At 43.8% G+C, this 15229-nt stretch carries 15 protein-coding genes, 1 tRNA gene and 1 rRNA gene; 14 read left to right on the forward strand and 3 right to left on the reverse strand.

Annotation, left to right across the window (positions count from 1 at the left end; translation table 11 throughout):
- Positions 1-131: 131 nt before the first annotated feature.
- The 4 genes from rrf (at position 132) to R7Z47_RS04005 (ending at position 2613) form a co-directional block, all read left to right on the forward strand.
- Positions 132-248: ribosomal RNA gene (gene rrf / locus R7Z47_RS03990) — 5S ribosomal RNA — on the forward strand.
- A 100-nt stretch (positions 249-348) separates the two neighbouring features.
- Positions 349-439: transfer RNA gene (locus R7Z47_RS03995), tRNA-Ser, on the forward strand.
- Between the two features lie 277 nt (positions 440-716).
- On the forward strand, positions 717-1478 hold the full coding sequence (locus R7Z47_RS04000) for a cytosolic protein (protein WP_151515845.1): 762 nt from the start codon (positions 717-719) through the stop codon (positions 1476-1478).
- A 103-nt stretch (positions 1479-1581) separates the two neighbouring features.
- Positions 1582-2613, forward strand: a complete 1032-nt coding sequence (locus R7Z47_RS04005) for a hypothetical protein (RefSeq protein ID WP_005393521.1) — start codon at positions 1582-1584, stop codon at positions 2611-2613.
- A 163-nt stretch (positions 2614-2776) separates the two neighbouring features.
- Here R7Z47_RS04005 and R7Z47_RS04010 read toward each other — a convergent pair whose 3' ends face one another.
- Positions 2777-3133, reverse strand: coding sequence for a YibL family ribosome-associated protein (locus R7Z47_RS04010; RefSeq protein WP_005374274.1), 357 nt, complete (start codon positions 3131-3133; stop codon positions 2777-2779).
- 85 nt (positions 3134-3218) lie between these two features.
- Positions 3219-4214, reverse strand: coding sequence for a 2-hydroxyacid dehydrogenase (locus R7Z47_RS04015; RefSeq protein WP_033906222.1), 996 nt, complete (start codon positions 4212-4214; stop codon positions 3219-3221).
- A 241-nt stretch (positions 4215-4455) separates the two neighbouring features.
- On the opposite strand from R7Z47_RS04015, the gene R7Z47_RS04020 reads away from it, so the two are divergent.
- A complete protein-coding gene (locus R7Z47_RS04020; protein WP_005374271.1) occupies positions 4456-4938 on the forward strand; it encodes a murein L,D-transpeptidase family protein in 483 nt (160 codons plus the stop codon).
- Between the two features lie 35 nt (positions 4939-4973).
- Here R7Z47_RS04020 and R7Z47_RS04025 read toward each other — a convergent pair whose 3' ends face one another.
- Positions 4974-5684 (reverse strand): glycerophosphodiester phosphodiesterase family protein, encoded by a 711-nt coding sequence (locus tag R7Z47_RS04025; RefSeq protein WP_054576200.1) that lies wholly within the window; start codon positions 5682-5684, stop codon positions 4974-4976.
- A 229-nt stretch (positions 5685-5913) separates the two neighbouring features.
- On the opposite strand from R7Z47_RS04025, the gene R7Z47_RS04030 reads away from it, so the two are divergent.
- The 9 genes from R7Z47_RS04030 to R7Z47_RS04070 all read left to right on the forward strand — a co-directional run bounded on the left by R7Z47_RS04030 (position 5914) and on the right by R7Z47_RS04070 (position 15213).
- Positions 5914-6579: a response regulator transcription factor gene (locus tag R7Z47_RS04030; protein WP_005386018.1), complete on the forward strand. Its 666-nt coding sequence runs from the start codon at positions 5914-5916 to the stop codon at positions 6577-6579.
- The gene (locus tag R7Z47_RS04035; protein ID WP_005374264.1) at positions 6579-7952 is read left to right on the forward strand and encodes a sensor histidine kinase; all 1374 of its coding nucleotides are present in this window, start codon (positions 6579-6581) and stop codon (positions 7950-7952) included. Before R7Z47_RS04030 ends, R7Z47_RS04035 begins: the two co-directional genes overlap by 1 nt.
- A 207-nt stretch (positions 7953-8159) precedes the next feature.
- Positions 8160-10259, forward strand: coding sequence for a TonB-dependent siderophore receptor (locus tag R7Z47_RS04040; protein WP_053304676.1), 2100 nt, complete (start codon positions 8160-8162; stop codon positions 10257-10259).
- 74 nt (positions 10260-10333) lie between these two features.
- Positions 10334-11101: a DUF3450 domain-containing protein gene (locus R7Z47_RS04045; protein ID WP_053304675.1), complete on the forward strand. Its 768-nt coding sequence runs from the start codon at positions 10334-10336 to the stop codon at positions 11099-11101.
- Positions 11102-12469, forward strand: a complete 1368-nt coding sequence (locus tag R7Z47_RS04050) for a MotA/TolQ/ExbB proton channel family protein (protein ID WP_053304674.1) — start codon at positions 11102-11104, stop codon at positions 12467-12469.
- The gene (locus R7Z47_RS04055) at positions 12469-13023 is read left to right on the forward strand and encodes a MotA/TolQ/ExbB proton channel family protein (protein WP_017635540.1); all 555 of its coding nucleotides are present in this window, start codon (positions 12469-12471) and stop codon (positions 13021-13023) included. Before R7Z47_RS04050 ends, R7Z47_RS04055 begins: the two co-directional genes overlap by 1 nt.
- Positions 13020-13424, forward strand: a complete 405-nt coding sequence (locus tag R7Z47_RS04060; protein ID WP_005374257.1) for an ExbD/TolR family protein — start codon at positions 13020-13022, stop codon at positions 13422-13424. The genes R7Z47_RS04055 and R7Z47_RS04060 overlap by 4 nt, the downstream gene beginning before the upstream one ends.
- Positions 13424-14044, forward strand: a complete 621-nt coding sequence (locus R7Z47_RS04065; protein ID WP_005374256.1) for an energy transducer TonB — start codon at positions 13424-13426, stop codon at positions 14042-14044. Before R7Z47_RS04060 ends, R7Z47_RS04065 begins: the two co-directional genes overlap by 1 nt.
- Positions 14041-15213 carry a tetratricopeptide repeat protein gene (locus R7Z47_RS04070; protein WP_017635539.1) on the forward strand — a complete coding sequence of 391 codons (1173 nt, stop codon included), beginning with the start codon at positions 14041-14043 and terminating at the stop codon, positions 15211-15213. The genes R7Z47_RS04065 and R7Z47_RS04070 overlap by 4 nt, the downstream gene beginning before the upstream one ends.
- Positions 15214-15229: the final 16 nt, after the last annotated feature.

The raw sequence follows: 15229 nt of genomic DNA on the forward strand, positions 1-15229 counted from the left end.
GAGCTAACCTGTACTAATTGCCCGTGAGGCTTAACCATACAACACCCAAGGGGTTTTGATGGACTCAATGAAAGAACATTGAATGTGTAAGAACGAGAATTAAAAAACAGCTTTCCAGATTAAAGAATTTGCTTGGCGACCATAGCGTTTTGGACCCACCTGATTTCCATGCCGAACTCAGAAGTGAAACGAAATAGCGCCGATGGTAGTGTGGGGCTTCCCCATGTGAGAGTAGGACATCGCCAGGCTTTAAACATCGCTTTCAAGTTTCCTTTTAATTGAGATAACTGAAGGCAAAACTAAAAATTAGCATCGATAGTATAAGACTAAGTTTTAGTGACAATTTGTGGAGAGATGGCTGAGTGGTTGAAAGCACCGGTCTTGAAAACCGGCATACGTTAATAGCGTATCTAGGGTTCAAATCCCTATCTCTCCGCCACTTTTAAAAAAACCGCTGTTCTTACAGCGGTTTTTTTGTATCTGCTGTTTTTTAACCGCTGTTATCGAAACTTCTAATTGATTTTTCTCTAGCTCTTTCTCCAAGTTTTTGCGTACCTACTTTGGGTTTAGTTTACGCAGTAATACCTTCAATCGAAGACATTTCCATACGTCTCATTTGGGCTTCAAATAGAGCTTTCTTAAGTCTCAACGTGGGATGCTTAAACGCATTTTGATAGAGTTCCAGTCTAAATACTGCGGATGCACTTGGAGAAAAAATGAAGCTACTTTACTGGTTAGATGAATGGCAAGCTCTTACTCAACAAGAACAAGAGATGGCTTTACCTATCTCTGGCTACGATTTACTTGATGATGTGTTTGTGAAGTATGAACTCGTCGATCTTAACAAGCCATTGTTGTTTACATTTTCTCCTTCCGGTACTGATGTGCAGGTACAAGATTTAACTCCGGATTTTTCTCCTTGGGGCTACGAGCTCGGAATACAACAACAAGTAAACATTATTGCCTTTCAACATTTAGGACAAAGTAATTGGTTCCGTAGTCGGAATTTGATTTTCTTTCTGGAGCAGCTATCTGAGTTACTTCATCCCTTCAAATGTCGTTTGGGTTATGGGCAAAGTCGAGGTGGTTTTGCAATTGGCGCGTTCGCTAACTTGCTGAAATTAGAGCATCTTTTGTTGTTTTATCCTGTTAGCACAAAAAGTAAAGCTTTAGTGCCTTGGGATGATCGGCCGAGTACTGAGCTTGCTCAGCAGTTTGCTTGGGAAAGCGGCTACCATGATCGAGATTTGGGCAATGCCAAAGGTTATATTATTTATGACCCATCCAATCGCATTGATCGTCTTCATGCTGAACGTTATCCAGAGCTTACCCATTTAAAAGTCGTCGGTATGGGACACGGCACTCAATCCACACAATTAGATAAATTAGAATTTTTTAATCTGGTGGCGCAGGAGTTTGTTCGCCATCAAACCTTAGATATTGACCAATTTAATAAGCAAATTCACGCTTTGTTTTAAAAGAGGACTGATATCAGAGTCCCCTGTAACCAGGGGGAGATGATCACACACTAAAAACTAGATTTTTAACACAATTGCTAGGCGCAATTTAGATGGAGGATTAATGAAGTTACTGTACTGGTTGGATGAATGGCTGGCTCTTTCTCGTGAAGAACAGCAAACCAGGCTACCGATGTCCGGGGAGGACTTACTTGATGATGTATTTGTTAAGTATGAGTTTGTCGACCGCAATAAACCGTTGTTGTTCACCTTTTCCCCTGCTGGTACGAATCTACAAGTACAGGACTTACACTCAGACTTTGCGCCTTGGGGTTATCGCTTAGCCCAGAAACAAAAAGTAAATATTATTTCATTTCAGCATCTTGGGAAAAGTAACTGGTTTCGCAGCCGTAATTTGATTTTCTTTCTAGAGCAACTGTCGACTTTACTTGAGCCCTTTGAATGTCGTTTAGGCTATGGACTTAGCCGCGGTGGTTTTGCTATTGGTGCATTTTCTAATCTATTAAAATTGGATCAAGTATTGATGTTTCACCCGGTCAGCACAAAAAACAAAGTTTTGGTGCCATGGGATGATAGGCCAAGTACTGAACTAGCCCAACAATTTGATTGGGAAGGAAAGTATCATGACCTTGACCTTGGCGATGCAAAAGGCTACATCATTTATGATCCAACTAATGAAATCGACCGCCTTCACGCCAAACGCTACCCAGAGCTCACTCACTTAAGAGTCTTCGGGATGGGACATGGTACCCACGCGACGTATTTGAATAAATTCGGTTTTTATAAGCAAGTGGCCGTAGACTTTATACGTTATCAGAAGATAGATATAGCGCAGTTTCGTCATCAGACCAAAACGCTGCGCTTAAAAGAAGATTACTATCAGTGCCTTAACAAGGCGAATGCGAGCTCACAGCATCGTTTAAACTTACTGAGTACCGCTCATAATGTACTAATTGAAGAAAAGAAAGAACATGTGAAGGAGCATCAAGCGCAAATCGATATTCAGCCACTTGTTGATATTGCGATGAAGCATGAGCATGACAATCCGCAAGATGCAGTACAACTTTTGGAAGTGGCTCAGCAGTTAGTTCCGAATGACCCCGTTGTGGAGCACAAGTTGCAGCAACTGTCGTAACGTTGAGATATAATGCGGACGATATTGGTCGAAATAGGTCAGTGGCTTTTGTCGCTGGCCTTTTTAATAGCTTATGGATTGATATTTCGATGAAATCTAATGAAGCAGTACAAAATAAAAAGCCCAAGCAAATGCTTGGGCTCCATAAATGTTAATGCGAGTTTTAAAACTCTTTTGGCGCAAAGCCTGTCATCACATCAAGGCGAAGTTCTTTACCAACTTTTGTTAATGGGTGAACGATTACTAAGCCGCGTACGCGTTTTTTCAGTTTGCCGATGTCCGCTTGTTCTGCTTTGGTGATTTCACGAGAGAAAGGCATATCAAGTAAGCTTTTACGTTCTTTGTTCAGCTCATAGTTTTGCTTGTGCTTTAACTGGTTAAGCTTTTTGGTAAGCTGTTCTACTTCATCCGTGAACTTTGTAATCATTTCGTGATCACCACGAGAACGTGCCGCATCAAGTTTACGTTGGCATGTATCTAAACGGTTGTGCAGCTTTTGAATATCAGTTTTTATGCTCATGGTAATTTGGCTCAAATTTTAAATAGTCGAGAAGTATAGCATAGCTGAGATCACACGCTCTACTATACTTCTCGATTGTCTGGCTTTAGTTAATCAGTTCATTGCCCGATACGTTACCAGAGAAAAAGGCTTCGACGTTATCAAGCGTCACAGAGGCAATATTATTAAGTGCTTCGTGAGTCAAGAATGCTTGGTGGCCAGTAAACAGCACGTTATGACAAGCCGATAAACGGCGGAAAACATCATCTACAATGACATCGTTAGATTTATCTTGGAAGAATAAGTCTTTTTCATTGTCATACACGTCTAGGCCAAGCGCACCAATCTTACCTTGTTTCAACGCTTCTATCGCCGCTAGTGAATCTAGCAACTCGCCTCGACTGGTGTTAATGATCATTACACCATCTTTCATTTGCGCGAAGGCTTTTTCGTTCAATAAGTGATAGTTTTCTTCACTCATTGGACAATGGAGAGAGATAACATCCGCATTAGCGTAGATTTCTTCAAGCGAACAGTAACGGGCTCCCATTTCTAGTGCTAATGGGTTTTCGTAGGGGTCGTAGCAAAGCAGTTCCATGCCAAGCCCTTTGAAGATACGCATCGTCGCGATACCAATCTTACCCGTACCAATAACACCAACGGTTTTTCCGAAAAAGTTAAAGCCAACAAGACCTTCTAGCGAGAAGTTGGCGTCACGTGTCCGTTGGTAGGCCTTGTGAAGACGGCGGTTTAGACACATCATTAAACCAACCGTGTGCTCTGCCACTGCTTCTGGTGAGTAAGCAGGAACTCGAACCACTTGTAAGCCTAGTTCTTTGGCTGCTTGTTGATCAACTTTATCAAATCCCGCGCAGCGCATAGCAATAAGCTTGGTCCCGCCTAGAGAAAGCTGTTTAAGAACGGGAGCTGAAAGATCATCATTAACGAACGCACATACAACATCACTGCCGTGCGCCATCTTGGCTGTTTTTTCGGTTAGTCGGAAGTCGTGATAGTGGAATTCAAAATCGCGGTTATTTTTAATTTTATTAAAAGAGGCTTCGTCGTAGGATTTTGCACTAAAAAAAGCAATGTTAATCATGGTTCCCTCTCAAAAAGTGCGGACTTTATAAATAAATATGCTTATAAAGTAATGCAACTTAGCCGCAATGAATAGAGAAATCTTCTCTTTGACTTTTGTTGTATCAAATAACGATAAGAAGTACGCCTTTCAGCGAGTCTATCTTATGGTTCCGCATTAGATACTGTTTGCTTTACGAGCATTAACTGACTAGCATTATCGCTCTTTTCTTGTTCACTTTATTAGCTTAGGCGTTACGACAATGTCAGTAAAATGGTTCTCTATGTTCTTGTGTTGTGTGTTTGCTTCTGGCACTCACGCAGCTGTTGACCTCGTTAAAGTCGACAAGTCTAAGCGTCGAATGTATTTGATGGAACAAGGAGCAGTGCTAAAAGAATACCGAATTGCTTTAGGAGCGAACCCTCAAGGACATAAACAAGAAGAGGGAGACAATCGCACACCAGAGGGCGAATACACTCTAGATTATGTTATAGAGGACTCTGCTTTTTATCGTTCTGTGCATATCAGTTACCCTGATGCGATTGATACGTTGGAAGCGAAGCGCCGAGGTGTGTCCCCTGGAGGGAACATCAAAATTCATGGCTTAAAAAACGGTGAGAGTCAGTTGCCGATTTACATCCAAAGTTTTGATTGGACTAATGGGTGTATTGCGATTACCAACGAGGAGATGGACGAATTTATCCAGCTTGTCGAGATGGGGACACCAATTCAGATTGAGTGGTAACAAAAGGTCCCCTTTAATGTTCTGGCTCTTATAGGCTATGGCATAAAGCGCTGTGGATGATCACTAAAAATACCGTCTAACTGAGGCAGGTATTTCAGTTTATTTGGATTGTTCACCGTATAGCACATCACTTTGTAACCGGCTTGTTGGAGTTTGTTTATCTGGCGAGTACGAACCCAGTTAATGTTTAGGTTGCAGCTATAGGCACTAACTTCTTCCAAAAGGCGTTTATCTTTTCTCGTAAAGAATTCACTTAACACACCCAATCGGTAGCCACTGCAGTATTTGTGCATCGCTCTAATGACGTCATGACTAAAGCTCGATAGGAGTACATTCTCTTGCGGCATTGGACTTTTTGCTAACGCATTGGCTAGAGTCTGCGCCACTTCTTCCGCTGGATGGTTGTCTACTTTAACTTCGATATTCAAGTTAAGCTTATTCTCAGTAGCTAAAGTGAGCAGTTCATCTAGTGTCACGATCTTCTCGCCTGAAAAGTCTGTGCTAAACCAACTACCGAAATCTAATGCTTTTAAGTCTTCCAGGGTGAGCTCATCAACACGCCCTTGTCCATTGCTGCATCGATTGACGGTATGATCATGGCAAACCACTAAAACATTATCTTTGGTAGGCTGTATATCCACTTCCACCCACTTCAACCCCAGGTCAATGGCTGCCTGAATGCTTATTTTTGTATTCTCAGGGTATGAACCTGCCACGCCACGGTGACCAATTAATAACGTTTCCATTCGCTTTATCTTTTGCTTTGCGGTTGCCAGATTGTACTCGTTTTTTCTATGAAGATATATCTAGGTGCATATTGTTAGGAACCTTTAGTAAAAGTGAACATTAAACTCTAATGGCACGTTGCTGCTTCTTGGACTGAGTCCTGTGGACTTAAAGCATTAGAGTGTTAGTTGTTTAATTGGTAAATGAGTAATAAAATGCGAACCATTTTTATTTGAATGGTGAGTGGTAATGTCACGAGTTTTGATAGTCGATGATGACGTTCCTTTGTGTGAGCTGTTAGAAGCGGTTTTGCAAGAGGAGGGCTACATCGTCTCTTCTGTACATTGCGGTGAAAGTGCGCTGCAATATATGGAAAAAACGCCTGTAGATCTTGTATTGCTTGATGTCATGTTACCAAACCTTAACGGCATGCAAGTTGCTCGTAGGATCTGTCAGCGCTTCGCGACACCTATTCTAATGCTTACCGCTCTCAACGATGAAAACTCGATGCTTGATGGTTACCAAGCGGGGGCCGATCAGTATATCGGAAAGCCTTTTAATGTCGCTGAGCTTCTAATGCGCATCAAAGCGATTCTTCGTCGTGTTGGCTTGGAACGTCAACGTCAGACGATGTGTAGTACCGTTCAAACGATCAGTGACCAGCTTAATAGCTTACCCCTCACAAGTACGGAAGCTGAACTATTGAGCTACTTGGTAAAAAACCAAGGAGTCGTGATTTCAAAAGCAGAGCTTCAAACCGAAGTGTTAAAGAAAGAGCTGAGTCCTTTTGATCGCAACCTTGATATGCACATCAGTAACATACGTCGCAAGTTAGTTGAAGCGGGGCTTTCCAAGCAACATATCAAAACCTTCCGTGGCAAAGGTTACAGTTATTTAGAGGCTGTAAACCGTTAATGAAGCTCCGGTGTCCACCTTTTATTGCAAAACGTAAAGATAGCTTAGCGTTCAAGTTATTTAGTTGCATGACCGCAATTGTAATTAGTATTTTGGTCGTGCAATCCTTAGCGGAACAAGCTCTGGTGAAAGCCATGTTGAAAGTGCCCGATAGTGTGCGAGAAGAAATGCTAGACCTTGCACATCAAGCCAATGTATTGATTGAGCACGGAGACATGGACGAACTTGCTGACTGGGCAAATGCGCAAAACTTTTATTTATTTGTGTTGAATGAACATCAGCAACCAGTTACGCACCGTCTGATGCATCCGCACTTCGAGTTCAAACTTCAATTTAAGAGAAGCATTGATGATCAACTTGAGGGGAAAGTGAATCGCCCCATCATCAATATTCCTTTAGTTCATGGCAATACTTTAGTGATTCAGTTGCCACATCGACTGCACCCTGCAAATGACTTCATTCTGTATTTCTCTATTCTCAAAGTCGTGATTGCAGTGGTTATTTTGGCGCTCTTTTCACTGCTAATGGCACGTAACTTACAGCAACCATTGGATCGATTGAGAGAAGCAAGCAAAAAGCTATCTAATGGCGATTTTAATGTCAGTGTCGTGAAAGAACTGAAGTCGAGCACGCGTGAGTTTAACGAGTTAGCGCAAGATTTCGATCACATGACGCAACAGATTCATTCTCTCGCTGAAAAGCAGCGACTGCTTATAAGAGATGTCTCTCACGAATTGAGAACGCCGTTAGCGAGGCAGAACTTGGTTCTGCATCTTTTGCGAAAGCGTGTTGGAGAAAGTGAGCAAAGTCTAGTGACAAGGCTAGAAGATGAAGCAAAAGAGCTAAACCATTTGATCAGCGATATATTGGAGTTCAGTCGCTTGGAAAATGCGCGTTTCGACAAAGCCACGAAACGCTGTGATTTAGAAGTTTTGCTCTCCCCGCAAGTAGAACGTTGCAAAATAGATTTGAAGTCAGAACAGACGTTGTCTTTCCGCTCAGAAGCTGTATGTGCTAAAGCTTTTTGTGAAGAAACGCTCGTCATTCGTTGTTTGAACAATCTTATTGGTAATGCCATTAAATATTCAGGACAAGCATCTCAGATAGAAGTTTCTCTGGAAAATTATGTCAAAGAAGGGCAGCAGTTCACCATCATGTCAGTATCTGATGATGGGCCTGGTATTCCAGATAACAAGCTGGTCGATATTTTTGATCCGTTTACGCGCTTAGATGCTTCTAGAGATAAAAAGCTTGGTGGCTACGGTTTAGGTCTTGCGATTGTCAAAGAATCCATGCGTATTATGGGTGGAGCAGTTACGGCGAAAAACCGTGAGCAAGGTGGTCTGAGGGTTACTTTAGTGTTCAAGCAATAAGTATGATTAAGTCGTAATTTTTGTGATCAATGTCACATTATCATGGCGCATCATCAGAGAGTACTTTACAAAAGTTTGCAAATGCAAAGAATGTAAATTTAATGCAAATGGTAATACTTATCACTTATATTCACCCGCGAAATAATTAAGAGGGAATCGCATTCAACAAGTATGTGACCCGAAAAATAATAATCGGAGTGAAAGGATATGTTTACTAAGAGCCATTTGGCGTTAGTGATCGGTGCAGTGTTAGCAACACCTGCAGTGGCGGAAGTTCAAACAGACGAACATGTAGTTGTAGAAGGTCGAGAGTTCGGCTACAAGGCAGATACAAACAGTACAGCAATGCGCATGGAAATGACGCAGCTGGAAACGCCGGGACAAGTAGCGGTTATCGATGAAACGGTAATTGATGAGCAGCGTGCAAGTACACTTGGTGAAGTGCTACGTAACGATGCAAGTGTTAGCGCGGGTGGTACAAGCCGTAACCGCGAACGTTTCTCTCTACGTGGTTTTGAACTTAGCAGTTCAGACGGTTTTCTTCGTGATGGTCGTCAACACTGGTCACATTACCGTCAGCCAATTGAGCTTTTAGAGCGTGTTGAAGTGCTTAAAGGTCCATCAGGTCTGCTATACGGCAAATCTGAGCCGGGTGGCTTGGTAAACATGGTTTCGAAAAAACCAACAACTCAAACACAAGCAAGTTTGAGTCAAGATCTAGGTTCGAATGATCACTCACGCACTGTGCTTGATGTGAGTGGCGCACTAAATGATGCAGAGACACTGCGTGCGCGCGCAATTTTTGCCAAAGAAAGCTACGGCTCTTGGCGCAGATACGGCGATGGTACAGAGCCAGAAACAGATCGTACGGTAGCGGGCCTAGTGGTTGAGTACGACATCACCGACAACTTTATGGTATCGGCTCATTACGATCGCACGAAAGACGATGGTAGCGTGGACTCTGGCGCATACATTGTTGATGGCAAAGCGGTTCGCGGTGATAAGTACATTTGGGATGCGCAGTGGTCTGAAATTGATAACGAAGTAGAAAACTACGGTGTCGATATTAATGCGCAAGTCACGGATAACGTGAACGTAAAAGCAGGTTACAACCGTCAAGACTTTAAGCGTTTTGATGTGGAGTCTTACCCAGGTTTCGAAACTTATGACCAAGATACTAAGATCGACCATTCTGGTAACGAACGCAAAGATAATTGGGTGTTTGATACTGCATATATAGATGTGACGACGGACTTTTCTCTGTTTGGTACAGATAACACGTTTTTGGTAGGTGCGAACTATCTAGAGTATACCTATGACCGTTTCCAAAAGTATTACAACCCTATAAGTATAGAAGCCGGTCAGACAGTGCCTCGTCCTGGCTACTCAGGGAAAGTTAAACAGTCCACAAGCGAGCACGATACTTGGGGTATCTACGCGCAAAATATGATGACGATTAATGATTACTGGCAAGTGCTTGCAGGTGTTCGTTATGACGAAAAGCGTGATGATGACCTGACCGAAAACCAGGTTTCTCCAAAATTTGGTGTAATTTTCCACCCAGCGACGAATGGCTCGGTTTACGTTCAGTACTCTGAAAGCTTTATGCCGCAAGGTGAAGTCAGCAGTGGTCGTGGCAAAAAGTATATCAATGATGGTGAGAAGCTAGACGCAGAGCGTGGTATCTCTTACGAGATCGGAACTAAGTGGGAACTGTTTGATCAGCGCTTATTTGTATCTGGTGCAGTGTTTGATATCACGTTAGAGAACATCTCGCTGGATGTTGAAAGCGGCAAAGACGCGGGCGGCAATCTCCTACACAAGAAAACGCAAGGTGGTGAGCAAGTTCACAAAGGTGCTGAGTTAATGGCTCAAGGTTTTGTGACCCCAGAGTTGTCGCTAACGGCTTCTGCAATGTATTTGGATGCAGAGTTGACGAAAGCGGATAAAAAATTCGAGGGTAACCGCCCTGTAGACGTGCCAGAGTTCTCGGCAAGTCTATGGTCTAGCTACAAGGTTCAAGACAACACTAACTTAAACCTTGGTTTGATTTATGAAGGTGATCGCTACGGTGATGCAAAGAACACCTTCAAGAAAGATGGCTACGCTCGCGTTGATATGGGCGTGTCATACAAACATAAGTACGATGAAAACTTGGATATCATTGCTCGATTCAATGTCGAGAATTTATTCGATACCGACTACTTCGCAGGTGGTGGTAGCACGAATAGCGAGCAAAAAGGTGCGAGTGGGGTTGTGGTTGGAGAAAGCCGCAACTACATGGCAACAATCCAGTTCAAGTACTGATAACAATTTGATTATTAGAGGGGAAGGGTAGTCTTCCCCTTTGGTCGTTTTTGGAACACAGAAATATAACTCGTATGAATCTAATGAAATCAAGTATCGCTCTGTTGATATCATCGGTTTTGATTCCCGCTCACGCGGCGAACTTAAACGATGCACAAGCTGTGCAGAGTAAAACAAACCAGTCGTCGGCGGTAAGCCAAAAACGTATTGATGCAAGCGCAGAAAAATCACTTACTCTAGAAGCTGAAATTGAGCAGCTGCAAGAGGAAGTCGGTAACTTGAAGATTTATCGCGATCATCTTGCAAGCCTTGTTGAGAGCCAAAATCAAGAAGTTGATAGCTTGAACGAGCAAATTGAGCAGATTGCTCAAACTCGTCAAGGTGTCGTGCCTTTGATGTATCACATGCTTGAGGGCTTAAAAGTGCTCGTCGCTAACGACAAGCCTATACGCAAAACGCAGCGTGAGGAGCGAATTGCAAAGCTGGATTCCATGATGACGCGTGCAGACGTTGCAGATGCAGAGAAGTTTCGTCGTATTTTAGAAGCGTACCAAATTGAAATGGATTATGGCACCAAGCTTGGCGTTTACCAAGGCAAGATTAACCTGGGTGACAATGAAGCTGTGGAGGCGGACATTCTCTATTTAGGGCGTTTGTCTTTGGTAGCGCGTAGCTTATCTGGTGACACATTTTGGAGCTGGTCACAGCAACAACAAGCATGGCAACAAGTGGGTTCTGAGCAAAAATCAGAGCTAGACAAAGCGTTCGCTATGGCGAATAAACAGATCGCGCCGAGTATGTTAACTCTGCCAGTGTCGTTAACCGCTGCGGAGGGCAAATAAATGATGAAAAAATGGTTATCGGTTGCATTAATCTCGACAGCCGCATTAATGCCTCATACAACTTTTGCTAGTGATGCGTTGTTACAAAAGGCGCAGCAAGAAAATCGTCAACAGCAATCGCACAATGTCGCGCGTGAATCAGGTTTTAAGCAAACAGAGCAAGAGCTACAGGCTATAAAGAATAAATTGGTGGCAGAGCGGGCTGCTCTTCAAGCAGAAGCGGACTCATTAAGTGTTACCTTCGGTGAAAATGAAGCAGAACTGGCACAGCTAGAAGAAAAGTTGCGTCTAGAAACCGGGAGCCTAGGTGAGTTATTTGGCGTCGTTCGCCAGAACGCAAAAGAGCTAGAGTCTGAGCTAAAAAGCTCAGTAACCGGTGTTGATGCAAACTCATATCAGAAAGATATCGATGCTATTGTTGCGGCTAAATCACTGCCAACGTTGACCCAACTTCAGGCGATGTGGCGCAGCATGGAAGAACAAATCAAAGCAAGCGGTGAAATGGCAAACGTCTCTTTCACACTGCTAAATGGCGAAGGTCGTGAACAAACGGTTAATGGTGTTCGTCTTGGTTCTATGGCGCTGCTGGATAAGACTGGCTACGTTAAGTGGAATGGTCAACGCGGAGACGCGGTAAACTATCTTCGTCAGCCTGAGAACGGTCCAACAGCGAATACTATTTCCTCTGGTGACATTGATGCACTTGTCATTGATCCGTCACGTGGCATTCTTCTTGAACAGCTTGCAAACTCACCGACTTTGGCTGATCGCCTAAATGCGGGTGGCGTTGTCGGTAAAATCATCCTTGGTTTATTGGCTATCGGCCTATTGATTGCGCTCGTACGTGGTGCATCACTGATGATTTCGCGCCAGAAAATCATGAAGCAACTGAAAACCCCAGTGCAGCCAGGAGACAACCCTTTGGGTCGCGTGCTTGCGGTATACCAGAAAGACAAGCATCGCAGCGTAGAAGCGTTAGAACTACGTCTTTTGGAAGCTGTTGTTGATGAGCAAACCCACCTAGAAAAAGGGTTGTCGATGCTTAAGCTTCTTGCTGCTCTAGCTCCTATGCTTGGCCTACTAGGCACGGTAACGGGTATGATCGAAACCTTCCAAGTCATCACTCAATTTGGTAATGGTGATCCGAAAGTAATGGCGGGTGGTATTTCAATGGCACTTGTGACTACCGTACTTGGCCTTGTTTCAGCCATGCCTTTGCTATTAGCGCACAACGTATTGAGCTCTCAAGCAGAAAATATTCGCAGTATCTTAGAAAAACAAGGCATCGGTTTAGTTGCAGAACAAGCTGAGCGTGATATGCCGAGTAACAAAAGTCACTCTAACACCTTAGCGGAGAACGCAGCGTAATGGAGCAGATCCTACTCAGCACATTGGGTTTGATCAGTGAGGATTGGGCCACAACCTTGATGAGCTTTATGCAGCAAGGTGGTCAAATCCTATGGTGGCTGGCCGCCGTCGTGGCGGTGTGCTGGCTGTTGGTTATGGAGCGAGTTATTTATCTCACAACGGTTTTCCCTGGGGTAAAAAAACAGCTTTGTGAGCAGTGGCAAGCAAGATCAGAGCACCACTCTTGGTACGCGCATCAAATCCGTGAAGGATGGATTGCAAAAGCGCAAATCGAACTGCGCCAAAACCTATCGACTATTAAGCTACTTGTGGCGGTTTGCCCAATGCTAGGGTTGTTAGGGACGGTGACAGGCATGATTACGGTGTTTGACGTAATGGCATCGCAAGGCAGCAGCAATCCGAAATTGATGGCTTCTGGTATCTCACTTGCTACGCTGCCAACCATGGCAGGTATGGTAGCAGCGCTTGCGGGCATGTTTATTCATGCTCGCCTTAGCAAAGTGTGTGAACGAAAAGCTATCCAGTTAGAACAATCTTTAAGGAGTCAAAAGTGAGACTCGGACGCAGACCTAACCAACAAGATGAAGCTCAAGTCGATTTAACCTCGATGCTTGATATCGTCTTCATCATGTTGATCTTCTTCATTGTGACCAGTTCGTTTGTACGTGAATCCGGTGTAGAAGTGAATCGCCCTCAGGCTTCTAATGTAGTAAGTCAAAAAGACGCGGGCATTTTTATCGCAGTAACGGCAGCGAATGATGTGTACATTGACAAACGAGTGGTTGATATTGAGCGTGTTGAGGCCTCTATTGAGCACCTGTTACTTGATCAGCCTGATGCTTCGTTAGTTATCCAAGCTGACGAGCATGCTTACAATGGCACTGTCGTGAAAGTGATGGACGCTGCAAAGGCAGCAGGTGTGAAGAACATTGCATTGGCGGCGGAGAAACCTTAATGGGCAGGCTGTTACTTGCACTACCAGCATCACTGTTAATTTCTGTGAGCTTGTTTAGCTTTATGGCGTGGATGGTTGATAAAGGCAACCAGCGTGCACCAGAAGCTTCAGAAGCCGTTCGTTTTGATATGGTGATGGTAGAGAATGAAGCAGACGTGCAGCGTCGTCAACGTTCAGTGCCGGAGCAACCAGAACCACCTCAAGCGCCGGAGCCAATGGATCTGTCTCAAGCTGACACTCAAATGGAACCAATGAGTCAGATGACGCCAGTCAGTGCTTTAGGTTTAAACACTGCCCTTGAAGGCATCGCGATTAGTGCACCAAACTTGAAGGGAACAATGGGCAACCAGCAAGCACTGCCGTTGTATCGTGTTGATCCTCGCTATCCAAGTAAGGCGCTGAAACGTAGAGTGGAAGGTTATGTCATTATGCGTTTCACGATCGATGCAACTGGACGACCAAAAGATATTGAAGTGATCGAGGCTGAGCCCGAGCGCATGTTTGAAAGGGAAGCAATCCGTGCGCTTAAAAAATGGAAGTATCAGCCAAAAGTTGAGGATGGTGTGTCAATTGAGCAGTTCGGACAAACCGCTAAAGTGGAGTTCAAGTTAGCCAAATGATGAAAAAATTCTTAATCGGTACGGTATTAAGCCTGAGTGCACTCTCAACCATTGCCAGTGAGTTAAGCCAATACACCGCAGCGAGAGTTCAACGAGCACATAATTTGGCTCAAGAAGAGAAACTGAAAGAAGCGATTTCATCTCTTGAAGCTATGGAGCTTTCTCGTGGATATGACCAAGCTTATGTCGCTCGAATGTTAGGTATTTTTTACTGGCAGAATGAGCAAACTCAAGCGGCGATTAAGCAACTTGAGTTGGCAGTCAATAGTGGTTTGCTACAAGATGAGCAAGCATGGCAAACCCGAAAAATGTTGGCTGATATACTGCTGAACGAGCAACGTTTTTCTAAGGCGTTACCTCATTACTATGCCTTGAGCAAAAACATTCCTAAAGGTCAAAAAGCGCATGAGCTATGGCTGCGTATTTCCCAATCTCATTATCAACTGAGTCAGTGGCAAAAAGTGCTTTCAGCAATGGCTCGTTATGAGAAGTTTGGGCAGCCAGACAAGCTTGGCGCATTGTCGATAAAGCTTTCTGCTGAGCTAGAACTGAAAAAGTGGAAGCCAGCAATCTCGACCATCAAACGCTTAATCGTGATTGAACCTGAGCGAATTGAATGGTGGCGTCAGCTTGTTGCTCTATATCTACGGGTTGATGACAACAAACGTGCCCTAGACTCTTTGGCGTTGGCAAAACTGAAAGGGTTACAACTTAGCCAAGATGACTTAAAGCTGCTGGCACAATTGTACGCGAAACGAGGTATTCCTGAGAGAGCTGCATTGGTGATGAACGAGCTAGAGGATGTAAACTCGAATAGTAAGCTAAAAGCTCAGCAAGCAACGTATTGGCAAATGGCAAAAGAGTGGGAAGAATCTATTGATAGCTGGCGTATTGCAGCTCAGCTAGATAGGCAGTATTACTGGAACTATTCTCAACTGTTGGTGCAAGAAGGCCATTATAAAGATGCCATTGCCGCGCTCGATAAGGTCAGAGGTCGTAAAGCGGATGTTGCACTTATCAAAACTCGCGCTTACTACAAACTTAAGCGGTTTGACGATGCGCTCGCTAATGCCAAAAGAGCGAATGAGATTAAGCCATCGAATCAGGCAAAAAGTTGGGTTAAGTATCTATCTCAGCTACGCAAAGTAGAATCGACGCAGAACTCATAGCGAACATTTTTATTAA

The organism is Vibrio sp. 1641 (assembly GCF_033339995.1).
In the GTDB taxonomy this organism is placed as follows: Bacteria; Pseudomonadota; Gammaproteobacteria; order Enterobacterales; family Vibrionaceae; genus Vibrio; species Vibrio alginolyticus.